Below are 24927 nucleotides of genomic sequence, written 5' to 3' on the forward strand. Positions count from 1 at the left end.
GTAAAATCCACCCTTTATAGGGATCTTTGGTCGGAGACCAAAGTCTCACCTTCCCTGGGGCCCCCACGAAGTCATGGACGGACTTTGTAACAAAGACTATCGTCACTTTGCGGGGTAGAATAGCGGTCGATCATCCTTGAAAGGCCTCGTTAGGGATTTTCACATGCTGGAAGGAGTGTACACATTGACCAGAACGAAAGTTGGCGTATCCATACAAAGCACCAGCATTTACTTGGATGATCGGACCGTTGTTCTAAGTGAAGCCATTGCAAGAAAATGGAAAGTTCCATCCAATCAAATGATTAACATGCGATTCGGCTCATACCAGCAGGATGTCAAAGTGGTCACAGCTGCTGTACCGAATAGCCTCCGTGTCGACCCTGCGCTTGCAACCAAGATAGGTCTACATCAAGGGGCACGGCTTACCATCCACTATAAGCCAACTTCGAATACAATGTCGATCGGGCCATTAATTGGCGTCATGATTAGCCGCGTCAATACGAGTTCAGCCAGCCGTCCTTTTGGTCCTATTACCACTTTTTGTAAAGAATTGACTGATGCTTGCAATCAAGTAGGGGCTAGCGTATGTTTCTTCCCTCCAAATGAAATGCGTGCCAACGCTCACTCCATTGCTGCTTATTCGTATTCGGGTGGTACGTGGAGTAAAAAGTCGTTTCCTATTCCGAATGTGATTTACAATCGACTCACCTCGCGCAAGTACGAGAATATGCCCAATGTGCAGCAGTTTATGAAGGACGTGAAGTCCCGATATGGCACAGAAATATTTAATGAAAAATATTTGAACAAAACCGAAGTTTTCGAGGCGTTGCGTAAAGATAGCTCCTTGCATACCTACTTGCCAGAATCTTATCTTTTCAAAAACTTTCAAATGCTGAAATCTATGGCCGCTCGCCATAGTGCTCTTTTCCTTAAACCGATTACTGGAAGTCTCGGAAATGGCATTATTCGTATTCGTAAAGAGGGTCTCGGTGAATCGTACACCGCCCACTCAACAAGCCTTGCCGGCGTTCGCAGACAAACATTCCCTTCACTCCTAGCCGTATTCCAGTCCGTTTCCGGGAAACTCAAAACACAGCGCTATCAAATTCAGCAAGGACTTGATCTCATTACCGCTGAGGGAAATCCCATTGACTTCCGCGCACTTGTGCAAAGAGGCGAAACAGGACAATGGGAAATTACTTCGATTGTTGGCCGGATTGCAGGCTCTCAGCACTTTGTCTCGAACCTTGCGCGCGGTGGAACCTTATCTACCGTTCCTGAAGCACTAGCAAAGGCTGGTTTCTCCCAACCAACGCGTGCATCCGTCATACGGAAGCTGCGCAAAGCCTCACTGGACATTGCCAAAGGCATTGAAACTCAAATTCCGAGTCACTTTGGTGAACTAGGGATTGATCTTGCCGTTGATCGATCAGCTCGCGTATGGCTGCTGGAAGTCAATTCCAAGCCTTCTAAGGATGATAATACAGCACTGAACACCGACCCGAATAGTAAAAATAAAATCAGGCCATCCGTTAAAACGCTAGTCAAATACGCTCGTTTTTTAGCGAAATTATGAGGTGACGTATGCGATTGCGAACACAACGACCCTTGTTAGGGATCATGGTAACTGAACTAAGTAGAGAACTCCCTTTTGCCAATATTAAATTCTACCAGAATCTTATAAATCATGGCGCGAACGAGGGCATCGATGTGTTTGTCTTCTCACCGAATCGCATTGACTGGATGCAATCCATGGTTAGAGGCTATATGTACGATCGCATACAGCAGACATGGCTTACCAAGCTGTTCCCCCTTCCTTCTCTTATTTATGATCGCTGTTTCTTCAGCAACAAACAAAGTTATCTCACTTATCAATACCATGTGAGCAAGCTGCGTGCGATTCCCACTATTCGTTTCCTAGGTTACGGCCTAGGTGGAAAGTGGGAGGTGGGGCAGATTTTGCAGAAGGATCCATTGCTGCATCCTTACTTACCAGAAACGAGCCGGCTGCGCAGCAGACAACAACTTGAAAACTGGTTTGGCCAAAGGGCAGATGCTTTCTTAAAACCACAAGGCGGCAGTCAAGGCAGAGGTGCGCTGCATATTCATAAAGAAGGACCAATGTATCACGTGCAAGGAAGAGATGGACGCAACTCCCCCGTCACAGGCGAGTTCAAGGATTGGCCTTCCTGCTGGCAATGGCTGAGGAGTTTGTTAGGCTCGCGCCCCTATCTCCTGCAGCAATATTTACATCTTCACTCGCTGAATGGGATGGCCTATGATGTACGATCCCTTGTGCAGAAAAATGGTCGCGGAAACTGGGAACATACGGGGATGGCTGTTCGTGTTGGTAAACCTGGCAGCATCACCTCCAATCTGCATGGCGGCGGCACTGCCGAAGATGTGAGTGAATACCTAACCCGAGAATTCGGTGAGATGAAAGCCAATCTCCTGACAGAAACGATTGACATGCTCTCACAGCGCATTCCGTCTGTACTGGAGTCCTATCATGGTCGACTTGCAGAGCTTGGCATTGATTTAGGGATCGATACCAGCGGGCGCGTGTGGATTCTTGAAGTGAATTCGAAGCCGGGCAGAACGATTTTTGCCCGTTTGCATAATGAACGAGCACGTAACAAATCAATTGCAAATCCGATCCACTATGCTGGATTTTTGTTGAACAAACAGCTGAGCTGAGCGAGCTAAGCTTTGTTTGAACGTGCTCATTGGGGGCAGAAGCTTTTAAGCTGCCTGTTTTGACACGGAAAGCCCCGTAGGGCAACAAGTTTAGGAGGGTAACCTAATGAGTTTGACATCGTGTATGCTCCACGCCGTACAACGAACAGATAGATCGGTCTACTTGACGAGTGATCTCGCCAAAGCTTTACGGTTAACCGGAATCAAATCCATTACTGTAAAGGTTGGGAGTAAAGGTACTTCGTTACCGATCCGTTTGATCAAAAAAAGTGGTCAGCATATGTACATCCCGCTTTCCTTAATGGCCTCCTTGCGTATACCTCGCACTGGGAATGTGTTAGTTTCAAATACCAACAATAGAGAGCTTCGTATCGGTCCACTTATCGGCGTTTTAACGAATGTAGAGAGCGGTACTTCGCCCTTCGGTTCCAAAACAGGCTTCATTCGCCAAGTCATCAATACAGGTTCACATCGTTCGTTCAGCTTTGCTTTCAGTCCCAAGAGTGTGAACTGGATTCAAGAGACGGTGTCTGGCCTGGTTCCGAAAGAAGGCGGAGGTTGGATGCGTAAAACATTCCCGCTTCCGGACGTTATCTACAACCGGCTATCCAGCCGCAAAGCGGAGAAATCCGCAGGTATGGAGGGATTTAAAAATCGCTTCGTACAACGAGGTGTTCCGATCTTTAACTGGAGCTTCTTTGATAAGTGGGATGTGTACAAAATGCTAGATGGCGACGAAGCCTTCCGCTTCGTTCCCGAATCCAGAATTAATCCCACTGCCGAGCAGATTAAAGAAATGCTCGATAAACACAAATTTATTTACTTGAAACCAACAGCGGGCAGCCTTGGTATCGGTATTTATCGTGTCACTTATAATCCGAAGCGCGGATATTTCGTACGTTACCGCAAAGCGAATAAAAACGTTCTCATTCGTTATGCGAAATTCGAAGGCTTAATGCAAATGCTTGGAACTGGACGCGGTCGATTGGCTAGCTACGTTGCCCAACAGGGGATTCGCCTTATCGAAATCGATAATTGCCCCATTGACTTCCGCTTCCATTTGACGAAAAACGGTAACAATCAATGGGTTGTTGCAGCGATTGGAGCGAAGAAATCCGGGAAAGGCAGCGTCACTACGCATATCCGGAATGGTGGTCAGTTAATGACGCCTGAGCAGGTTCTACGTTTAGTCTATGGCGGTCGCGCAGAGCAAATTCTGGATAACGCTAAAGAAACAGCGATTAAGCTTGCACAGGGGATCGAAAATAATTATGATCATTTGCTCGGTGAGCTCGGCTTCGATATCGGGATTGATCAGAATGAAAAAGTATGGATGTTTGAAGCCAATGCGAAGCCAGGCCGGTCGATATTTAAGCACCCTTCGTTAAAAGAGGGAGATACTGCCACTATTCAAAGTGTTTATGAGCACTGTCTGTATTTGAGCCGCTTCCGCTCAAGGAGGGAGAACTAATGGGTTTTACCCTTCATGAGAAAGCACCTAGACCTACAATGGCTATCCTCACGGTGAAAGACAGCGCACGTGTATTTCGTGGAAACCTAGATAACTTTCTGGATTTGATCAAAACAGGTGAACGCTTTGGCCTCGACGTCTATGTCGTGACTGCCAAAGACTTTAGTATTTCAAATTCTCAGATGTACGGTTATCGCTTTCATCCAGGAGCTAATAGATGGAGCAGGGAACTCGTTCCCTCTCCTCAAGTTGTTTACAATCGCATCCCTTACCGCAAAATGGAAATGAAGCCTGAGGTACAGCAAACGATTCAGGCCTGTAAACGAAGCACGAGCATTCATTTATTCAACCCTTCTTTTTTCAATAAATGGACATTATTCAGTTGGTTAAATAGTGCCAAGGAAAGTAAGCCCTACATGCCTGATACCCAACAAATGAACGAAGAGTCCGATCTCTCGCAGTTATTACAGAAACATGCTGTACTGTACTTGAAACCTGTTAAAGGTAAAGCCGGGATGGGGATTATGCGAATTGATCGCGTGACCGGCAAGCAGAATCAGTCGCAGTATCGTCTGAGCCGTCTAGAAGACAAGAAAATGGTTTATACCTTTCATAATTCCTCGGAAGACATCTGGCGTGAATGGGATCGGCATCGCGGGGGCCAGGATTACATCGTTCAACAGGGTATAGCCCTAACCAGATTTAAAGAACGTGCTTACGATCTGCGTGCATTAGTCCAGAAAACGGCGAAGGGCGAGTGGAGCGTTTCCGGCATCGGCGCTCGTGTAGCAGGCAAAGCAAGCATCACAACGCATGTTCCACGCGGCGGTTCGATTGACGAACCACGAAAGCTGCTCACGTATGTGTTTGGAGTGAAAGAAGCCAAATCGATTCTAAGTCGCGTTCGAACAGCGGCGATTACACTAGCAACACAAATTGAGAAATCCTCTGGTAGTCCCTTAGGCGAAATGTCCATGGATATCGGGGTTGACACATCAGGTCACATCTGGTTTTTTGAAGCGAATTCGAAGCCGATGAAATTCGATGAACCCCGCATTCGCAGAAAATCACTCGAACGGATCATTCAGTACAGTCTGCATTTGATCAATAATCGGAGAAGAAGGTGATTATGCTTGGCTCACGAACGACTAGGCGTACTCGCTATTTATTTAAACAACTCGCGACTTGAAGAGCTTGCCTATTTTAAGCGGCTGAGCAAGGAAGGCCAGAAGCTCGGCGTTCAAGTCGAAGTGTTTACTCCGGCGGATGTACAGGGAAACGCAGTGCGAACACTCACATTTGATTCCAGTCGTGGCAGATGGCTTCGAAGGCACACGACATTACCTCCCATTATCTATGATCGCTGCCGCTATAAAGCCGCGGCGAATTATCATATGCTCCAAGCCTTCCGCAACCGTCACGCAAAGCTCATCTATTTAAGTAAACCGCTAGCCAATAAATGGGCGATGCATCAAACGCTTTCTCAAAACAGCTCAATTCGTCCTTATTTACCAGCGACAGTAAGGTACAGCACCATCCACGAACTAATGAGATTTCTAAAGAAGTATAAGCTTATCTATGTCAAACCGAAGAATGGCACCGGAGGAAGAGGAATCATGAGAATCGAACAACTTTCCTCCGATCTATATTTATTACAAGGAAGAAATCAACATCGATCGATCATCGCGCCCTTCAGAGCCAATGAAAGACAGCTGGCGATTAAGCTGCATACATTGAATCTGAGCCCCAATTATGTCGTGCAGCAAGGGATCCATCTGACATTGAATGATGGACGCGTGCATGACTATCGTTTGCTAATTCAGAAAAACGGGCAAGGCGCCTGGGAAGTCACGGGTTGTGCCGGAAGAATTGGTCCTCATCGCAGCATTACTTCGAATTTGCACGGAGGGGGTACGGCGGTCACGCAAGATCGATTATTAGGCTATCGTTTCTCTTCCCCGGAGAAAATACAGTCTATTAAGGACGAGATGAACGATTTTGCTTATAAGCTTGCGGACTATCTGGAGGTCAAATTCGGAAAGCTATGTGAGCTCGGTATGGACATCGCCGTCGATCCCAAAGGCAATGTATGGCTGCTCGAAGTGAATCCGAAGCCTTCACGCGAGGTTTTTCATAGAATCGGACAGCACGCGACCTATCAGAAGGCTGTAACAAGACCGTTGGAATATGCCCTTTGGATGCTGAAACAAAAAAATCAGAGTTCAGATTAATTAATCCCGTATCTAAAAGATTCCAAATTAAAAACCTATGACAACGAGAGAATCGTTTCTCGCGGCCATAGGTTTTGTTATTTAGCTTACATATGTGTGATATGTCCCATCGTTTGCACAAAAATCTGTTCAATATGCTCATCATCCAGGGAGTAGTATACCGTCTTGCCTACTTTGCGTCTTTTGACAATATGCAGGTCTCTCAAATATCTGAGTTGATGGGAAACGGCAGATTGCTCCATCCCAATCCGCTCCCCAAGTTCGTGAACACAGAGCTCTTGACTCAGTAAAAAGTAGATGATCTTTACGCGCGTTGAATCTCCGAGCGCTTTGAAGATCTCGGCGATACCGGCCGCCTGACCATCCGTAAGTTCACTCTCACGTTTCCCTTGCGACTGCTCCGTATGCTCACATCCACAATCCTCGTCAGGTACCGTTCTAGCCTCCAGCAATCCTTTATCCATACGTAATCCCCCTAGCTTCGTCGTCTATGTTAGACAGGAAGAACACCGTGATTGTTCATTGACTTCTCGATCTGAATCGTCGTATGCGTGATGCCAAATTGCTTCTCAATTAGCGTAATCCCTTGTTGGAGAATTTCCTGACTGTCGCGATCATCCATGATTAGCAAATGACAGCTCAACGCCTCGATTCCCGATGTAATTGTCCAAACATGCAAGTCGTGCACGTCGATGACACCATCAATTTCTTCTAATACTTGTTTGATGTTAGGGATGGAAATAGCGCTAGGCGTTCCCTCCATCAAGATGTGCAGCGTTGATTTCAGCACGCTCCAGGCACCTTTTAAAATAAGGAGAGATACGATGATGCTAATGATGGGATCTGCCACATACCACCCGAAGAGCAGCATAAGTGCGCCTGCTACTATTGCACCAACAGAGCCTAAAGCATCGCCTAAAATATGCAGATACGCGCTGCGCAAATTTAAATTGCCATGCACATCGCCTTTTCGCATTAACGACCAAGCACTTAACAAATTCGCTAATAGACCTACACACGCGATTAACATCATGGATCCACTTGCAACAACAGTAGGATGAAGGAAACGTTCAATCGCTTCCCATATAATAAGGCCGGCGATAACGAATAACGTCACCGCATTAAAGAGTGCTGCTAATATTTCAAAGCGGTGAAAGCCGAAAGATAAGCTGGCGGAGGTAGGCTTCGCTGCAAACCATAGCGCAAGTAGGCTCAACGCCAGCGCACCAGCGTCACTGAGCATATGACCTGAATCCGAGAGCAGCGCTAAGCTATTCGTCCATAGACCGCCTACAAATTCAAGCAGCATGATGCCTGCCGTAATACTGAGCGCAATCAGCAAGCCTTGTTTATTCCCCGCGTGCCCATGGTGGTGACCATGGTGGCCATGCCCGTGATGATGGTGACCGTGCCCATGATGATGATGGTTGTGACTATGGTCGTGGTGATGATCATGGTCATGGTGCGCATGACCGTTCTTCTCTTCTCCATGGTCATGTCCACATGCGTGCTGCTTCCCTGATTCGTGATGATGCATGGCAATCCCTCCCTAGCTGCTCACTGCTTGAGCCATACACACGATGGCTTATTGTAAAATGCATTATATATATGAATGATTGTTCATATGTTAATAATAAAGAAGCCTGCTTGCCAGTGTCAATAGGCTTCACCAAAATAAAAAGACCGATTCATCATCTCACATCATGTGAGCTTGAATCGGTCAAAATCTTGCTTATTTACGTCCCCGTTCCTGCCTTATTCGCGCCTGCTTCAATCACGTCGGGGTCTAACGTAATGGTCGCACTGAAAACGGTCGTGGATATTGAAAAATCTCCCGTTATTCCCCCGCCAGCTCCTGTATACGTTTTGGAAGCACTTGTCGGGGCAATGACAGCCGTATCACCGTTAATCAGGTTTCCTTCATTCCTTATGATGTTAAATATCCCTACAAAAGAAGGCATTCTGATCAGCACCTTTATCTCTCAATGTGCTATAGTGTATGCCCACCACTGCCGCTTTGCGACTAATCGCGCGGATTAGGAAATATAATCGAGCAGCTCGGCAAATCGACGAAGACGCATATGTGCGCCATCAAGCTCACCAGCTTCTCGAAAGCCTGCGTAATCGCAAGCGGCCACTGTGAGGTTATTTTTCAAACCCGCTTCAACATCGGAAGATCGATCTCCGACCATCCAAGCTGACCCAACGCCATGGGTTTCAAGCAAAATTTTGACTAAATCTACTTTAGATCTCGTTTGGTACTCGCCCGCGCTGTACAAGCCCTCGAATAGGTGCGCAAGCCCCATCGCTGCCATCACTTCTTTTACATATTGCTCTAACCCATTGCTCGCAACAAATAATCGCACACCCTTGTCGTGCAAGGTTTGCAACGTTTCAGCCACGCCTTCATATAACTCCCCGCGCCCTTCCAACAACCCTTGCACCTGGTACTTGATCAATAGCTTGTCCGCTTCCTGATGTGTTGCAATAGGTGCTTCCGGCATAACACGCATCCATATATGTTCAAGAAGCATACCTAAAGCTCCTAGAATTCGCTCCTCTGGCGGAGTTTCCCCCTCATATAAACCCCTCGCACGAAGCTCATCAAACGTCGCATGGTAGGCTGGTAATAGCAAGGTTTCCGTTTGAAATAATGTCCCATCCAAGTCAAAAAGCATCGCTTCCGGCAGTTGTCCCCGAGTCGTCATCTTCTTACTCCTTTATATGTATAAAATAGTTGTAATGATCTTAGTTAAGAATGGCAAACATACCCATGTAAGTCAATGCTGATCATGGAAAATGCTTATTGCCGATCTTAAAAAATTCAGTTATGATTGAAATGAGAATAATTTCATCGAAAAATGAACTATTCATGCAAAATAATCCTAACTAACGACATCTAAATAGTCATATGAAAACTTCTTCTCACCATACAACTTACATCATGAAAGTGAGGAATAACGAATTATGAACCTTCATATTTTCCAAAACCAACAAGAACTTAACGAAGCAGGTGCAGGAATCATTACCTCCCTCGTGCAAATGCAGCCGAAAGCCATTCTTGGCCTAGCCACTGGCGGCACGCCTGTCGGGATTTACGAAGAGCTTGTGAAAGCTTACGAGAAAGGCCGTGTGAGCTTCAAACAGGTTACGACCTTTAATTTAGACGAGTACGTCGGCCTACCTGTCGACCACTCTGAAAGCTATCATGCTTATATGCAGCATCATTTATTTAAACACATCGACCTTCCTGCCGAATCCGCACATATCCCTGATGGGAATGCTTCCGATTTAGAGGCGGAATGTGAGCGATTCAATCAACTTTTGGATGATGTTAAACAAATTGATCTACAAATTCTAGGCCTTGGCCACAACGGTCATATCGGCTTTAATGAGCCTGACGATTCCTTGGTCAGCGGCACACACCGTGTTGAATTGAAAGAAGAGACGCGCGAAGCAAATGCCCGCTATTTCGACTCGATCGATGACGTACCTACACACGCTCTTACCATGGGCGTTGGAACGATACTGAAAGCCAAAACGATCCTTTTGATCGTTCGCGGCGCAGATAAAGCCGAAATCGTACACCGTGCCCTAACAGGACCTATTACGACTGAAGTTCCTGCTACATTGCTTCAAACGCATCCACACCTTGTTGTTCTTCTGGACGCTGAGGCTGGGAGGCTGTTCGAATGAGCGAGCTTCTCATCTCAGGTGCCAAGGTCGTTACCGAACATGGCGTCATTGAAAATGGGGTCGTTCACGCGGTAGATGGCAAATTGATCTACGTAGGTGAACCGTCTGGCTGGCAGGAGGACACAGCTAGTCCAAATGCCGTTCGGATTGACGCTGCCGGCAAATGGCTGCTCCCAGGCTTCATCGACGTCCATGTGCATGGCGGTTACGGGGCCGATTTTATGGATTCAAATCCAGAAACGCTGGATACGATCACTCGATTCCATGCTTCGCATGGCACAACGGGCATGTTGGCCACGACGATGACCGCTACACATGAAGCGATTGATCGCGTGCTTGTTGAAGTGCAAAGCTACATGGAACGGGCGATGCCTTACGCTCAGCTGCTTGGCGTGCACTTGGAAGGTCCTTTCATCTCGCCCAAATGGGCGGGCGCTCAGGATCCGAAGCTCATGGTCACGCCGCAGCTTGATTGGTTGAAAGATTGGCATGAGCGCTTCCCGCAGCTCATGAAGCAGTTGACGTTGGCCCCCGAGCGCGAGGGGGGCCATGAGATGATCGCGTGGCTGCGCGATCATGGCATCGTTGCCGCATGCGGCCACACGGACGCCTCTTACGCCGACATTCAGTCGGCAGTAAGTGTGGGGCTCTCGCATGCGGTTCACACCTTCAACGCGATGAAGCCGCTGCATCATCGCGAGCCTGGAACCGTCGGTGCGGTACTCACCGACACGCGCATCAGCGGCGAGGTGATCGCCGATGGGATTCACGTGCATCCAGCAGCGATCAAGCTGCTGACGATGGTGAAGCAGACGCATGGCTTGCTGCTGATCACGGACGCCATGTCTGCCGCCGGGCTCGGCGACGGGCAGTACGACCTTGGCGGCCAGGCCGTCACCGTGCAGTCGGGCGTGGCCCGGCTGACGGAGGGCGGTGCGCTCGCCGGCAGCACGCTGACGATGATCGAGGCGCTCCGGTTTATGGTGCGCGAGGTCGGTGTCAGCGTCGCAGACGCGAGCCGCTACGCGAGCGGCAATCCGGCGCGGCTGCTCGGCCTCGACGCGACGCACGGCTCGCTTGCCGCGGGCAAGCAGGCCGACCTGCTGTTGATCAGCTCAGAGCTTGAGCTGGAGCAGGTTTGGGTGCGCGGCGCGGCAATGCAAGCATAATCGAACAGAAAGCCAGCTCTGATGAGCTGGCTTTTATTGTTTTTGGCTTTCTTCCCACTGCTTGGATCCTCAAGCGGAACTAGAAGCCGCTATTTGCTCAATTTCAGCGGTTTCCCCCTTGAAACGGAACTCAGATACGCTATTCGTCCATTTTTGAAGTTTGGAAGCCTATTCGCGACAAATAGAGGACTGTAGTTCCGTTAGATTTACTATTTGACCATAATTAGCTAAATAGAGGATCGTCGTTCCCTTTCAACTGAACTCACAGCAAACTACGCACACAAGCACGAACCTGCTGCTCACCACACTGACCTCAACTAAAAAATCTTCTTCTCCTCCCGATCCGCCTTCAAAATTTCAACAGCCTCCCTAAAACGCAGCGAATGCACAATCTCCCTCTCCCTCAGAAATTTCAAGCTATCCTGCAAATCCACGTCATCAGTTAAGTCAATTAACCATTGATAGGTCGCTCTCGCCTTCTCCTCTGCTGCGATATCCTCGTAGAGGTCTGCAATTGGGTCTCCTTTCGCTTGTATGTAAGCAGCCGTCCAGGGCACCCCTCCGGCGCTCTGATAAAACAGCCCACGATCATGGGCAACATAGTGATCATCCAAGCCTGCTACCTTCAATTGCTCAATCGTCGCATCCTTCGTCAGTTTATAAACCATGGTCGCAATCATCTCAAGGTGAGCAAATTCCTCTGTCCCGATATCAGTCAGCAAACCCACGACCTTATCCGGAATTGAGTATCGTTGGTTCAAATACCGAAGCGCTGCTGCAAGCTCCCCATCTGCTCCCCCATACTGCTCAAGAAGCAGTTTGGCCATGCGAGGATCACATTTGCTGACTTTGACTGGATATTGCAGCTTTTTCTCATAAATCCACATGGGCTGTCCTCCTTAAAGTTTTCGCAAGAAAACTGGCTTCGTAAGCACTAGCTTAAACTTGCCACGGCCAAGGTGTTTCCACCCACTGCCATGGAGCTTTCGTGAAGCTATGACCATAGGACATTAAAGGGCCGAATTCCAATTCAAACTGCTGTACCATATGCATACGCTTGTGGGCAAATTGATTATATTGCTGGATTACGCTGAGATCATCAGGGTGCGTATCCAAATAGAGCGTCAACTCCACCAATACAAAATCCACGGCTTGCAGATCACGAAGCTGCTTGTAATAGGCTTCTGGCAGCACACGCTCGCTCATGTCGATTGGCCCCCTTCTTCGACTCTTGGCTCCTGTAACGGATTGGGATAAGGCCCATATAGCGCTGGCCAGAGCGTCCCTACTTTCAATGCATCATATGGACTAAACTGCGGCAATCCTGGCGGTTGAAAATGCATATATAACTGCGGCGGCGTATTATACCATTTCACTCGGATCGGCGGGCAAGGGTCGCATGGACCGATGTACGGGTACCACTTTTTGAATTGTGAATGCTGCATACGTCTCCTCCTTTTCATACCTTATGACACGTTATATGCAGCATAACTTGACCAAAATCACCGATTTCCCATCTTTTTCGAGGAGATGTTCTTGTTTCGACGTGTAGCAGGGTTGTGGATGACTGCTCAAACAAAAAAATCCCCCTCCGATCTGCGCCAGCGCAGTTCGAAGAGGGTCTCTCAATCTAATTTAATATTATAATTCAACACGCCTGCTTTGCGAAGCGCTTGATAAATTATGACGACCAAAGGACCGAGGAATAGGCCGGCAAAGCCTAGCCACTCAAAACCGATGTACAACGAAATGAGCGCGGCCAGTGAATTGATACCGACGGCATCGCTAAGCACTTTGGGCTCTATAATCCGACGGAGAATGATTAATACCAGGAAGAGGACAAATAAACCGATACCCATGCCCGTATTTCCCAGCAGCAGCTGATAAATAATCCATGGAATGAAAACAATACCAGTTCCAATCACAGGCAGGAATTCCATCACCATCACCAGCAGGGAAACCGCGAGCGGATACTCTGCTCGAAGTAAGATCAGTCCAATGAAGGTGAATAAATACGTAAATATCGCCATAATTAGCTGAGCGCGAATGAAGCCAAAAATAGCCTCACGCAAATAAATGAGCATATGCTCCATTTTTTCTCTCGTTTTCGCTTCAAATATCGACAGAAACGCAGCCTTCATACTGGCCAAGTTGTACAAGCACAAATACAGGGCGATCACGTATACGATCAACAAAATGAATAAATTCGGGATTTTACCTGCCATATTGAGGAAAAACCCGGAAACTCCGCTCAGGATACTTGTTAAAGCGCCTGTTAACGTTTCTGTACTGCGTTCTAGCCAGGACTGCACTTGGGCTGCCATTTCTGGCGATAAAGACTCATAGAATACTTGGGTTCGCACCACGGCTTGATCTACGTATTTATTGACATCCTCCATATAATCAGGCGCTTTACGCCCGAGATCGATCAGCTCCGTTACGACATTCATCCCAATGAAATAGATGACGGCGCCCATCAGAAGAGTAAAGGCGGTGCTGACAATGGTAGCGGCGATAAAATGTCTCATTTTCGCGGCACGCATCAAGAGAGACGTTAATGGGTCTAAGAAAATAGCTGTCACCAATGCTAGGAGAAATGGCAGTCCTATAGTGAACGACACGTACAACAGCACTAATCCTAACACCATGAGTATGGCTGTTTTAGGTGACATAGGGACTCCTCCGATTATTCATTTCCCGGTTTGACAGTGTCGATATTCGTGATATGTATACGAACAATACGCAACCGATCTACCTCTGTCACTTCAAACACATGGTTGGCGTAAGGTACTTTTTTACCTTTGACAGGCGCGCCCTCCACTTTCTTGAACAGCCATCCCCCAATTGAATCCACATCATCATCTTCAATTTGGAGGTCGAGCATATCATTCAGATCTTCCAGCAGTACACGACCATCGACAGAGGTGTATTTGTCCTTAACTTCCACACCAGGTCGCTCATTCACATCGAATTCATCATGCAATTCACCGACGATTTCCTCGATGATGTCCTCTAAGGCCAAGAGGCCGGCAGTCCCCCCATACTCATCCACAACGATCGCGAGTTGGGAATGTTTCTTTTGCATGAGCTTGAGTACACGGCTAACTTCCATGGACTCAGGCACATTTAAAATGGGACGAATGAACGTCTTAAGCTCCTGCTCGACATCAGGGTCAGCTGTCAGAAGATCAGCAATATGGACAAACCCGACAATGTTATCTTTGTGCTGATCAGCAACGGGATAACGTGTATGTTTGGTTTCGTGAACGAATCGTAAATTATCGATAAAGCTGACTTCCAAGAACAGACAATCCATATCCGTCCGCGGCAGCATCACTTCCCGAGCAATGAGATCGGAGAATTCAAAAATGTTATCGAAAAGCGTCATCTCATCTTCGTTGATATGGCCGCTTTTGACACTCTCATCCATGAGGATTCGAATTTCTTCTTCCGTATGTGCGGCTTCATGCTCGCTCGCAGGCTCTACACCAATCATCGCTAGGAATTTATTCGCGGCCCCATTGAGCACCCAAATAATCGGACTAAAGATTTTATAGAAGAACAACAAGGGCGCTGACAGCCACAAGGATGTCAATTCTGGCTTTTGAATAGCGAAAGATTTCGGTGCCAGCTCACCAAGCACAATGTGCAAAAACGTAATAAATCCGAAAGCAACAATAAAAGACAAAGTCGTTGTAAAGGCAGATTCCCCTAAACCAAGTGCATGAAAGAGAGGTTCCATAATCAGATCATGTATCGCGGGTTCTCCAACCCAACCTAGTCCCAAGGAGGCCAGTGTGATCCCCAGCTGTGTGGCAGATAAATACCGATCAAGCTGAGACGTCACCTTGCTTGCGTACTTGGCTTTGCCACTGCCTTCATTCACGAGCTGTTGAATGCGAGAGGTTCGAACTTTAACAAGCGCGAACTCGGCTGCAACAAAAAACCCATTCAGCAAGACGAGTGCGATAACTAGGATCAGATTGAACGCGATTGAACCGAAATCAAACGACGTATGTAGCAAAATGTATTTCTCCTTCAGAAAGAGGATTAGATAATAGCTTTACGGCTTTTGAAATCCACATTGCGATAGTACGAGTCAGCAACAAGCAGGTTGGGACCGCAGCAGGATGCGGCACTACAGAAGCAGTTCACGCGCTGGTTCAGCGGATTGTTCTCCCAACGTGCAAAGATGGCGTCTAGGCCATCATCATGGATATTTCCAAGCGGAGGCTCATTCGCAAAATCAGTGACGAAAACCTCGCCAGTAAACGTACTGACGTTCAGTCGGTTTCGCCCATCGGGGTCGTTACGAACCGTTACATTCGGTTCCTCGCGGAGACGCTTAACGAGCCTGCGATCCTCCTCGGGTTCATTACATGCAAAGAATGGCAGCGTTCCGAACAGCATCCACATATCTTGGTTTCGTACATCTAGCAAGCGATGGATACTCGTGCGCAGCTCATCCAGCGAAACCATCGGAAGATGTGAAGCAAACGAACTCGCATACATCGGATGCACCTCGTGACGTTTGCAGCCCATTTCATTGATCAGCTGATGAATCTCAGGCAATTTCAAATGGGTCCGCGTGTTAATCATCGATTCCGCAGAGACGTACAAGCCGCCTTTGCTGAGTGCGATCGTATTATTAACCATTCGCTCATACATGCCTGCAGCCACCCCGTAACTCACAGGACGCTGCGAATTCACAAACCCGACTTGATGGAAATCATCGGCATTCAAATAATTGAAAGAGATATGCATCACATCGAGATAAGGGGCAAGAAGCTCATAGCGCTCTAAATCCAAGGTTAAATTGGAATTAATTTGTGTGCGAATCCCTCGCTCCCGCGCATACTTCAGAATCGGAAGCATGTAGTCCTTCACGATTTTGATGTGGTAGGAAGGTTCGCCGCCGGTTAGACTGATCGTTTCCAAATGTTCAATCTCATCCAGCTTTTGTAAAATGACAGGCAGCGGAATACGCGGCCCTTCTGTCATCGTAAGTGAATCCCCAACGGCACAATGCTCACAGCGCATATTGCACAGATTGGTGATGGTAAGCTCTATACTCGTTAAAACATGTTTCCCGTATTTACGATACGACCGAATGGGGTCCCATGGATCATAATGGGGAGTTAGCTCCGGTAATATGGAGTGTGTTGCGTTACTATTCATGCTGTTTACACCTGACCTATCATTTCCTATTCAAGAACATGTTACTACCTATTATGCCTATACCTATGCCCTTTATTGTAACTTATGATTCACAAAAAAGGAAACAAGACCAGCAATTGCAGATGGCTCTAACGCTTATCCGCTTTCGCATGCTGCCTAACTCGCAGCCACCTCGGTGCCCACCAGTTTGCTTCTCCGAGCAGCTTCATTAGCGCTGGCACGAGCATGACGCGGACGATCGTGGCATCGATCAAGACAGCTAACCCAAGACCAAGTCCGAGCGCCTTCATAATTTCGATATCCGTGAAAATAAATGAACCCACAACGACCACAAGAATAAAAGCGGCGCTTGTAATCAAGCTTCCTGTTTTTTTCAAGCCTTCTGCTGTACTCTGATCGTTGTCACCGCTGGCCTCATATTCTTCCAAGATGCGAGAAATGAGAAACACTTCATAATCCATGGAAATACCAAAAACGACACAGAAGATGATTACGGGCAGCGTCGCGCTCACATATCCAATCGATGTAATATGCAGCATATCCGCCATATACCCCTGTTGAAAAACAAGGACAACGATGCCTAAGCTTGCGCCCAAACTAAGCATATTCATCAGCACAGCTTTCAGAGGAAGCAGGATAGATCGAAATGCAAACATCAGAACCAGATAGGTAATGCCCATTACAAAAATTAAAACCGCTGGAATTTCATTTTGAATTCGGTCAATGATGTCCAGTCGGTAGGCAGGTCCACCTGTGATTGCAACCTCCAAACTGCCTTTATCCAGCTTCCGAAGCTCGCGAACCAGCGTATCTGTCGCAGGATCATCGGTATCCTTCTCAGGTACAACGACCAGCAATGCGGTACGGTCTTTCGCTAATTGTGTGTCTTCCAGCTGTTTTCTAACATCAGGACTTGCCAACATACCGGCCAGCTCTGTATCCGTATGCGATCCTAGAACACTCAGATAGCTCTGGACTTCTTGAACGCCAGCGACAGCCTTAACACGATCAGCATAAGCATGAATTTCTCTAATCGATGCTGAGGACCAGACCTCAGCTTTGGCATGAACCACAACTTGAATGGGTCCTGCCATGCGAGGGTCATAGGCGGTTTTCATCAATTCTGCACCAAAACGGGATTCATAGCTCGGTGGAAGCACCTCCGCGTTCGGCACCCCTAATTTCATATGGCCAATAGGCGTCATGCTATAGATGAGAATACCACCAACCAGAACAACTAAAACAACTGGACGTTTCATCACCGTGTAGGCGATTTTTTCCCAGAACAAGGATGTTTCTTTCTTCCGGAATCGTTTTGGAATGACCTGCAAAGAATTAATGCGATGGCCAAGAACGCCAAGCAATGCAAGCAACACCGTATTGGCCACAATGACGGAAATGGAAACGACGACAACTCCTCCGAGACATAGAGAGCGGAAGAAGGTCAAATCTACAAACAGCATACCTAACAAACCAATTAATACAGCGATACCCGAAAAGAAGATCGATTTACCGGCAGTTTGACATGTCATGGCAACGGCGTCAGCGATACTCCGCCCAACTTTGAGCTCCTCACGGAAACGGCTAACTAGGAAAAGCGCATAGTCGATACCGACAGCAAGCCCCAGCATCGTAACCATATTCGGTAAGAAATTCGATAACGATTGATGCTGCGCGATGAAATAAGTAACGCCAAGCGTTAGCGTCACACTCATTATACCCACGATCATTGGCAGCATCGCGCCAACAATTGTACCAAAGACAATAAGCAAAACAATGAGGGCAATCGGTAGGCCAATTGCTTCCGACTTGGCAATATCATGTTTGCTCGCGACTTGCATGTCATACAGAATCGCCGGTCCCCCGGTTACATAGACATCCATACCAGAGGGCGGATGCACAAGTGATTTGAGCTCCGGATATTTCTCGAGCGCGGGATCCGTATCCAACGTGAGTGAAACTGTAACGGCTTGAACATCCTGATGTCCTTCATTCCGAGATGTAGTAACAAACTTTACACTCTCTACATATGGAAGCTCTTTTAATTTAGAAAGGGAGTCCATAATGGTATCTTGCTGTGCTTTCTCTGTTACATTAAGACCGTTTCTCGCCTGATAGACGAGATTCAGTTGTGTGCGAGGCACCCCTAGCTCATCCCGCATCTGAATCAAACCAAGATCGGATTCACTCCCTTTCGGTGTAAATCCGTTGTCTTTTAGCATGCCTGGCGTTTTCTGAGCAAAGACAGCAAAAATGAGCATTAAGACGATTCCGATCGTAAGCACGAGCCATCGAAAGGTATACATCGCATGGCCCCATCTCCAAAACTTCCTTTGTTCCGCCCTCTCCCGCATCGCTCTTCCTCCTTGATCTACAAAAAGAACCTGGTTGCCCAGGTTCTTCATCTAATACGTACTATATCTGTTCTAGAAAATGGTCGGTATTTCGGAATCAAATTCAAATTCGTTTATCTTAATTTCCCCAATTTCGGAAATTAATATCGAAAGCTTAATGGAAAGGTCGATTTCATAAGGTTCTTTCAGCACGGTGCCCGCTTCATCCTGCAGCACGCGAATCGTCGGTCTGTGCGGAACAGACATATTCAACTTGGATACGATACCGTATTCACCCGTATTCAAGCGAACCGTAATGCCTAATGGGTAAATGGCAATTTTATCTCGGAAGAGCGCGATCTGACTTTGATCATACATCGTGCCAGAACCAGCAAACAATTGCTCCATCGCTTCATGCGGCAATAACGGTCTTCGATATACCCGCGTTGTCGTCATCGCATCGTAAGAATCGACAAGCCCGATCCATTTGGCAAACTCATTGATGTCATTCCCTTGAATCCCACGCGGATAGCCGCTGCCATTAATCCGTTCATGATGCTGTAAAGCACAATGTGCAGAAAGCAACGGGATATTGGGCTCATCCTTCAAAAGATTGAAACCATAGGTCGTATGATTCTTCATCTCCTTGAACTCATCAGGCGTTAGCTGGGACGGCTTACGCAGAATCCCTAACGGAATTTTGGTTTTCCCAATATCGTGCAACAAGGCACCTAATCCAAGTGTTTCCAGCTTATCTCGGCTGTATCCGTAGCTGATGCCAAGCATGATTGCGTATATACTCACATTCACAGAGTGCTGGAACAAGTAGTTATCCTTCACATTCATATTATTGAGCATGATCATAGCACCCGCATGAGCACTGAGATCATCAATAATCATCTTCATTACATCGCGAAAATTACGCCCGATATCATAATAACTAACGGCACCACGTTTATTCGAATCCTCCATCACCTTTTTAAAGGTATTGCGGATTTCGGTGACGGCCTTGGTTCTTGTTTCATCTTGAATCACATCTTCTTGGATGATGTCATTCGTTCTAGCGTCTTCAATGTAGATATAATCGATTCCATAGGTAAACAAGCGATCAATGAGTCTTTGTGAAAGCTCAACATTAACAGCCAGAAGGACCATACCATCATCGTTGTATATATTCTTAGCCAGCCTCATTCCAGGTCGACACATGTTGATCGGCATTAACAGCATTTCAGGACCCCCGCCTAGATGAGCATTTCATTCTATCTAAATGTAATAGATTTTATATAAAAGTTCAATATAAAAAACCGCGTCTTTCGACGCGATTCGCTAGTCCTACTACCTAATTTTACTTTAAAAACATATAAAGCGCGAAAATAATCGCAACAGCAAAACGATAATAAGCAAAGTAAGTTAATTTCATTTTTTGAACAAATTTAATGAAGGATACAACGGCCAATAATGCAACAACAAAAGCCACTAGAAATCCTACAACAAAAAAGGCCAAATCATCAGAGGAAAGCGCATCATAATTTTTCAAAAAGTAAACGCCTGACGCCCCGAACATAATCGGAATCGCCATGATGAACGTAAAGTCAGCTGAAGCCGCACGGCTTACACCAGACAGCATACCGCCGGCAATTGTTGAGCCTGATCGAGAAAAGCCTGGCCAGATCGAAACGAGCTGCCATAAACCGATCGCAAACGCTTGTCGATACGTCAAGTCATCCAGCACCATCGTTTTGGGCTGTTCCTTCTTTTGCTCGGCAATGATCAATAGGATACCACCCAGCACGAGTCCGATTAAAACAGTCGTTGTGTTGAACAGCTTCGCATCCACAATATCATTGAATAAGACGCCAATCACACCAGCAGGTACGATACCGATTAAAATGTGGATTAGATTGAGCTTTTTACCTGTTTTACTTTCACTTTTCCGATTCACGAGTCCAAATAACGAGAGGATTCGCTTCCAATAAATGATGACAACTGCCATGATCGCACCTAATTGAATTACGAAATCAAAGGTTTTCATGACTTCATCATTTTGTGTGTTTAATAAGCTTTGTGCCAAAATCATATGTCCTGTCGATGATACGGGTAAAAACTCAGTTAAGCCTTCAACGATCCCAATAATGATCGCCTCAAAAATTGTATGCATAATTGCCCCCTATGAATCTGCCCAAAATGGTAAATCGTTTTCCAGTACTTATTCTACCTGTTTGGTACTGGTTCTGACAACATCTGTGAATCTAAGGTTATGGCTGCTTGCAATCGCAGCTTCATCCTGCAATTGATCAGCCAGCACGTCACGGATAAATTCTGGCAGCATGTAAACGATCTGCTTACCGCGGCTCAGCGATAAGTATCCGGAGCCGAATGTAAACATATCGATCGTGCCTACGAGATAGTCACGTTCTGGATCTAATAGCGCCTCGCCAACATGCACGGCGAGGATGCGTTCGTAAGGAGGGCGCGAGGCATCCACTTGGACGGTGATCCCGTCCACACAGAGCACGCCGAGCACCTCCCCCCGGAAGCCGAAGCCGCGAATCGGCTTCTCCATAAACTCGTCAAGCAGCGACTCTTCGAGCGCTTGACGAATATCCGCGCCGCTGAGCAGCATGCGGCAGGGATTGATCGGGCCGGGGCAGATTTCCAGCAGCCGCGCCCGGGTTAAACCGCCCTCCTTCAGTCCCTGAAGGAGCTGCCCGCTATTGACCAGCCCGATCTCGGCGCTGGTCCAGCGGCGAATACCCGCGGCAAGCAAGTTGCCGAGCGGGGATTCGCCGTACCAATCCAGGCGCAGCGGCTGCCGCAGCTGCGCCACCTCCACCGCCAGCGACGCTGCGCTGGCGATGCGGTAGTGCTCCAGCAGCGTGAGGACGCTGCTGTCTTCTTCACTCGCGTCGGTCATCGGGACGACGCGGCCGTTCAGCTCCACGATCCGGCGCTGCGCCGGGTCGAAGGCAAGTTCGATGTGGCCGGCGTGCTGACCGAACTTGCCGGCCGCACAAATATAAGTGCCGCTGAGCAGGAGCGGCTCTTCCAGAAGATGATGCGTATGTCCGCCTAGGATGACATCGATGCCCTCCAGCTCCTCAGCCATCCGCTGATCCGTTCTCAGGCCCAGATGGGACATCACGATGATAATGTCCACTTTGGGGCGTAGAAGGCTAACGTGGGCGCTCACAGCCTTCATAGGGTCCGTCACATGCCAACCAAGCAGCTCATAATAAGACTGATAAGCTGCTGTAACACCGATCAAGCCGATACGGAGGCCTGACTTCTCGACGGTCAGCGTCGGCAGCATCCAATCCGGCGTCTCATTGGTAGCGATTTCGGTAATATTGGTGCCTATAATCGGGAATTTCGCGTGCTCCAGCACCACCGATCTCAGCCATTCCGGCGTGAAGGTCAAGCCTTCATTATTGCCCAGCACCATCGCATCGTAGCCCGTTGCATTCATAATTTCTAAATTCGCGATCGCATTCGTTCCTTCCGTCTCTGGAAACATCCGATCCATATGGTCGCCAATATCGAGTGTCAATACTTGATCCGAGGGCCATAGGCGGCGAACACGATCAAAATATGCGCTTATTTTGGGCATCTGTTCAAAATGACTGTGAATATCATTCGTATGTAATATCACTAGCCGTTGCAAGGGGGCTGACATCCCGTTCACCTCTCTTCGTGGTCAACTAGTTCCTAGCATGTCTCTATGTTATGCAAGTATGCTTCCACTCATTTCTTGAATTTTAAATCCTCGAGCGATACGTTGTTTTTAAACCCGTAGGTCGCTTCTTCCCCCAAAGCTGGTTCGCTTAGGAACCATACTTTTACAATACTTTTGACATTGAGACACTCGCTGCTTCCATCTGGTACGTACAGACGAATGGGATACCCTTTCTGGAGCGGTTGTCCCTTCTGTGCATATAGAAAACAGGCTTTATCAACCTGTGACCATGGAATCAACGCCTGGAACTCGTCGACAGCTTCCACTTTCACGTGAGTCGGCTCCCCATCGCCTTCGTTCCCCAAACGTTTCCAGCTTCGGTACCAGCTTTTAAGATCAAAAGCATCTCCCTCTACATTGGGTACACGATCTTGAATGTTCAACGGTTGATCCGCAAAAGCGACCATTTCCTCTACCGAAAAGGTTTCCATCTTCTTATGTATGTCAGACACTTGTATGACTGAATGAGCTTGCATACTTACATCTCCTTCCAATTTCAAAGGTATTTCCTACCAAAGGATCACTCCATTATACCATTTTTAGGGCAAAATATGATATGCTGTAAGGGATTCTAACATCTATCGCTAGGAGAAACAAATTGAACTTACACATCCAACTTTTCGCAGGGCTTGTAGACCTATTCGGAACTTCTGTTTTGACGATTTCTGTTGAACAAGAGTTCATTACAATTGCACAATTGAAGGATAAAATCATCACTGACTATCCTGCGGCCTCGGCGCAGCTTCCTATATGCTTTTTCGCCAAAAATCAAGCTTATGCCGGTGATCAGGAGACGGTTACCGCGTCTGATGAGCTCGCACTCATTCCACCTGTTTCAGGTGGGCAGCCTTCTCTTTATGAAATCACGCATGAAATCATTGATGTCGTTGCGGTGACTTCCAAGGTGAATCATCCCAATCACGGCGCTTCCCTTGCTTTCATCGGTACAACACGAGAAATGACGTACGGACAACGTACAGTGCTCTTAGAGTATGAGGCTTATGTCCCAATGGCATTGAAAACGATGGCCAGCATCGGGGAGGAAATTGATGCCAAGTGGCCTGGCACGCTGTGCGCCATTACCCATCGTTTGGGGAAGGTAGCCATTGCAGAGGCGAGTGTTGTCATCGCCGTGTCCTCGCCGCATCGCGCAGATTGCTATGACGCCAGCCGTTACGCGATTGAGCGTTTGAAACAAATCGTACCTATTTGGAAAAAAGAAATTTGGGAAGACGGTTCCGAATGGAAAGGCAGCCAAACCGGCCCTTGGAACCCGCTGGCTGCACCGAAAGCTGAATAATGACTTGATCGGAGATGACTTAACTTGGATCCCCTTTTACATACAGAAGCTGTTCCTGACGTAGACCCGCGTTACTCAAGACAAATTCTATTTCCCCCTATTGGCCTTGAAGGTCAGCGAAAGCTAGGCAATGGACGCGTGGCCATTGTTGGCATGGGCGCTTTAGGCACCGTACTTGCCAATCATATGGTGCGTGCAGGAGTTGGCTTTGTGCGCATCATTGATCGTGATTTTGTTGATAAGAGCAATCTGCAGCGGCAGATGCTTTACGATGAAGAGGATGCTTCCGCTACGATCCCTAAAGCTATCGCCGCTGCCAAACGGTTGCAGCTTGTCAATTCAGCTGTCGTGATTGACCCGCATGTGTGTGACCTCAATGCGACGAATGCGGAGGAATTGCTCCATGATGTAAATGTCATCCTCGATGGCACCGATAACTTCGCCGTCCGCTTCCTGCTTAATGATGTCAGCCTGAAATTAGGCATTCCTTGGATCTATGGCGGCGCTGTTGCTTCGAGAGGTGTCTCTTTGACGATTCTCCCTGATCAAACACCTTGCTTGCGCTGTCTCTTTCCACAAGCGCCTGCTGCAGGCACAACGGATACTTGCGATACGGCGGGCGTCATAGGCGGTATCATTCATGTCGTCGCTTCGTTTCAAGCCACTGAGGCACTTAAACTGCTTGTAGGCGCTACGGAGCAGCTCAATCTCAGCATGCAGCAATGGGACTTATGGTTCAATCAGAACTCCGCGATACGGGTATCAGGAGCTAAAAAGCCGGATTGTCCTGCTTGCGGTCATAAGCAATATGAGTACTTGGATGCCATTCTTGAAACGGATACGATTCAATCGCTTTGCGGGCGTAATTCCGTTCAAATTCATCCCATCATCCCGAATTCGCAGCCGTTAGACTACTGGGAGGAACGCTTAAAGCCCCTTGGTCGCGTTGAGAGAAACCGCTTTTTGTTGAAGTTTCATGCTTCTGATGACATTCAAATGATTCTATTCCCTGGCGGACGTGTTCTCATACAAGGGACTGAAGACCTAATTCAGGCCAAAAGTCTTTACAGCCGTTATATAGGGATGTAGTATTACAATATACCTACGTGAATAATAGGA

24 protein-coding genes are annotated in these 24927 nt (G+C 47.5%); 9 read left to right on the forward strand and 15 right to left on the reverse strand.

Annotation, left to right across the window (positions count from 1 at the left end; all coding sequences use genetic code 11):
* Positions 1–175: 175 nt before the first annotated feature.
* From AC58UX_RS08435 to AC58UX_RS08455, 5 genes are all read left to right on the forward strand, one after another.
* Positions 176–1576, forward strand: a complete 1401-nt coding sequence (locus tag AC58UX_RS08435; RefSeq protein WP_497252121.1) for a YheC/YheD family endospore coat-associated protein — start codon at positions 176–178, stop codon at positions 1574–1576.
* A 44-nt stretch (positions 1577–1620) separates the two neighbouring features.
* Positions 1621–2697 (forward strand): YheC/YheD family endospore coat-associated protein, encoded by a 1077-nt coding sequence (locus tag AC58UX_RS08440; protein WP_497251384.1) that lies wholly within the window; start codon positions 1621–1623, stop codon positions 2695–2697.
* A gap of 106 nt (positions 2698–2803) precedes the next feature.
* Positions 2804–4168, forward strand: a complete 1365-nt coding sequence (locus tag AC58UX_RS08445; RefSeq protein WP_497251386.1) for a YheC/YheD family endospore coat-associated protein — start codon at positions 2804–2806, stop codon at positions 4166–4168.
* Positions 4168–5295, forward strand: a complete 1128-nt coding sequence (locus AC58UX_RS08450) for a YheC/YheD family endospore coat-associated protein (protein WP_497251388.1) — start codon at positions 4168–4170, stop codon at positions 5293–5295. Before AC58UX_RS08445 ends, AC58UX_RS08450 begins: the two co-directional genes overlap by 1 nt.
* A gap of 6 nt (positions 5296–5301) precedes the next feature.
* Positions 5302–6399: a YheC/YheD family endospore coat-associated protein gene (locus AC58UX_RS08455; RefSeq protein WP_497251390.1), complete on the forward strand. Its 1098-nt coding sequence runs from the start codon at positions 5302–5304 to the stop codon at positions 6397–6399.
* An 86-nt stretch (positions 6400–6485) separates the two neighbouring features.
* Here AC58UX_RS08455 and AC58UX_RS08460 read toward each other — a convergent pair whose 3' ends face one another.
* The 4 genes from AC58UX_RS08460 to AC58UX_RS08475 all read right to left on the reverse strand — a co-directional run bounded on the left by AC58UX_RS08460 (position 6486) and on the right by AC58UX_RS08475 (position 9107).
* On the reverse strand, positions 6486–6863 hold the full coding sequence (locus AC58UX_RS08460) for an ArsR/SmtB family transcription factor (protein WP_497251392.1): 378 nt from the start codon (positions 6861–6863) through the stop codon (positions 6486–6488).
* 29 nt (positions 6864–6892) lie between these two features.
* Positions 6893–7936: a cation diffusion facilitator family transporter gene (locus tag AC58UX_RS08465; RefSeq protein ID WP_497251394.1), complete on the reverse strand. Its 1044-nt coding sequence runs from the start codon at positions 7934–7936 to the stop codon at positions 6893–6895.
* Positions 7937–8135: 199 nt separating this feature from the next.
* Positions 8136–8372, reverse strand: coding sequence for a spore germination protein (locus AC58UX_RS08470; protein WP_497251396.1), 237 nt, complete (start codon positions 8370–8372; stop codon positions 8136–8138).
* Positions 8373–8435: 63 nt separating this feature from the next.
* The gene (locus AC58UX_RS08475) at positions 8436–9107 is read right to left on the reverse strand and encodes an HAD family hydrolase (RefSeq protein ID WP_497251398.1); all 672 of its coding nucleotides are present in this window, start codon (positions 9105–9107) and stop codon (positions 8436–8438) included.
* A gap of 259 nt (positions 9108–9366) precedes the next feature.
* Here AC58UX_RS08475 and nagB point away from each other — a divergent pair, with 259 nt between their 5' ends.
* Both nagB and nagA read left to right on the forward strand, forming a co-directional pair.
* Positions 9367–10095 carry a glucosamine-6-phosphate deaminase gene (gene nagB, locus AC58UX_RS08480; RefSeq protein ID WP_497251400.1) on the forward strand — a complete coding sequence of 243 codons (729 nt, stop codon included), beginning with the start codon at positions 9367–9369 and terminating at the stop codon, positions 10093–10095.
* Entirely contained in the window at positions 10092–11264 is a 1173-nt protein-coding gene (nagA, locus tag AC58UX_RS08485) for an N-acetylglucosamine-6-phosphate deacetylase (RefSeq protein ID WP_497251402.1), read from the forward strand. Before nagB ends, nagA begins: the two co-directional genes overlap by 4 nt.
* A 317-nt stretch (positions 11265–11581) precedes the next feature.
* Here the strand turns inward: nagA and AC58UX_RS08490 are convergent, their stop codons facing one another.
* The 11 genes from AC58UX_RS08490 to AC58UX_RS08540 all read right to left on the reverse strand — a co-directional run bounded on the left by AC58UX_RS08490 (position 11582) and on the right by AC58UX_RS08540 (position 22984).
* Positions 11582–12151, reverse strand: a complete 570-nt coding sequence (locus AC58UX_RS08490; protein WP_497251404.1) for a manganese catalase family protein — start codon at positions 12149–12151, stop codon at positions 11582–11584.
* 52 nt (positions 12152–12203) lie between these two features.
* Positions 12204–12470 (reverse strand): spore coat protein CotJB, encoded by a 267-nt coding sequence (locus AC58UX_RS08495; protein WP_497251406.1) that lies wholly within the window; start codon positions 12468–12470, stop codon positions 12204–12206.
* Positions 12467–12709 (reverse strand): spore coat associated protein CotJA, encoded by a 243-nt coding sequence (locus tag AC58UX_RS08500; protein WP_497251408.1) that lies wholly within the window; start codon positions 12707–12709, stop codon positions 12467–12469. Before AC58UX_RS08500 ends, AC58UX_RS08495 begins: the two co-directional genes overlap by 4 nt.
* A gap of 180 nt (positions 12710–12889) precedes the next feature.
* Positions 12890–13936 carry a sporulation integral membrane protein YtvI gene (gene ytvI / locus AC58UX_RS08505; protein ID WP_497251410.1) on the reverse strand — a complete coding sequence of 349 codons (1047 nt, stop codon included), beginning with the start codon at positions 13934–13936 and terminating at the stop codon, positions 12890–12892.
* A 14-nt stretch (positions 13937–13950) separates the two neighbouring features.
* Complete coding sequence (locus AC58UX_RS08510) at positions 13951–15288, reverse strand: hemolysin family protein (RefSeq protein WP_497251412.1); 1338 nt, start codon at positions 15286–15288, stop codon at positions 13951–13953.
* 26 nt (positions 15289–15314) lie between these two features.
* Positions 15315–16442 carry a radical SAM/CxCxxxxC motif protein YfkAB gene (gene yfkAB / locus AC58UX_RS08515; protein ID WP_497251414.1) on the reverse strand — a complete coding sequence of 376 codons (1128 nt, stop codon included), beginning with the start codon at positions 16440–16442 and terminating at the stop codon, positions 15315–15317.
* A gap of 128 nt (positions 16443–16570) precedes the next feature.
* A complete protein-coding gene (locus AC58UX_RS08520) occupies positions 16571–18796 on the reverse strand; it encodes an MMPL family transporter (RefSeq protein WP_497251416.1) in 2226 nt (741 codons plus the stop codon).
* Between the two features lie 72 nt (positions 18797–18868).
* The gene (locus AC58UX_RS08525) at positions 18869–20002 is read right to left on the reverse strand and encodes an HD-GYP domain-containing protein (RefSeq protein ID WP_497251418.1); all 1134 of its coding nucleotides are present in this window, start codon (positions 20000–20002) and stop codon (positions 18869–18871) included.
* A gap of 118 nt (positions 20003–20120) precedes the next feature.
* Positions 20121–20933: an undecaprenyl-diphosphate phosphatase gene (locus AC58UX_RS08530; protein ID WP_497251420.1), complete on the reverse strand. Its 813-nt coding sequence runs from the start codon at positions 20931–20933 to the stop codon at positions 20121–20123.
* Positions 20934–20981: 48 nt separating this feature from the next.
* On the reverse strand, positions 20982–22424 hold the full coding sequence (locus tag AC58UX_RS08535) for a bifunctional metallophosphatase/5'-nucleotidase (protein ID WP_497251422.1): 1443 nt from the start codon (positions 22422–22424) through the stop codon (positions 20982–20984).
* A 92-nt stretch (positions 22425–22516) separates the two neighbouring features.
* The gene (locus tag AC58UX_RS08540) at positions 22517–22984 is read right to left on the reverse strand and encodes a hypothetical protein (protein ID WP_497251424.1); all 468 of its coding nucleotides are present in this window, start codon (positions 22982–22984) and stop codon (positions 22517–22519) included.
* Positions 22985–23106: 122 nt separating this feature from the next.
* Here AC58UX_RS08540 and AC58UX_RS08545 point away from each other — a divergent pair, with 122 nt between their 5' ends.
* Together AC58UX_RS08545 and AC58UX_RS08550 are read left to right on the forward strand one after the other, a co-directional pair.
* A complete protein-coding gene (locus AC58UX_RS08545) occupies positions 23107–23808 on the forward strand; it encodes a molybdenum cofactor biosynthesis protein (RefSeq protein WP_497251426.1) in 702 nt (233 codons plus the stop codon).
* Positions 23809–23832: 24 nt separating this feature from the next.
* Positions 23833–24897 carry a ThiF family adenylyltransferase gene (locus AC58UX_RS08550; RefSeq protein WP_497251428.1) on the forward strand — a complete coding sequence of 355 codons (1065 nt, stop codon included), beginning with the start codon at positions 23833–23835 and terminating at the stop codon, positions 24895–24897.
* The last annotated feature ends 30 nt before the right edge of the window (positions 24898–24927 follow it).

Source organism: Paenibacillus sp. J22P90 (assembly GCF_059692195.1).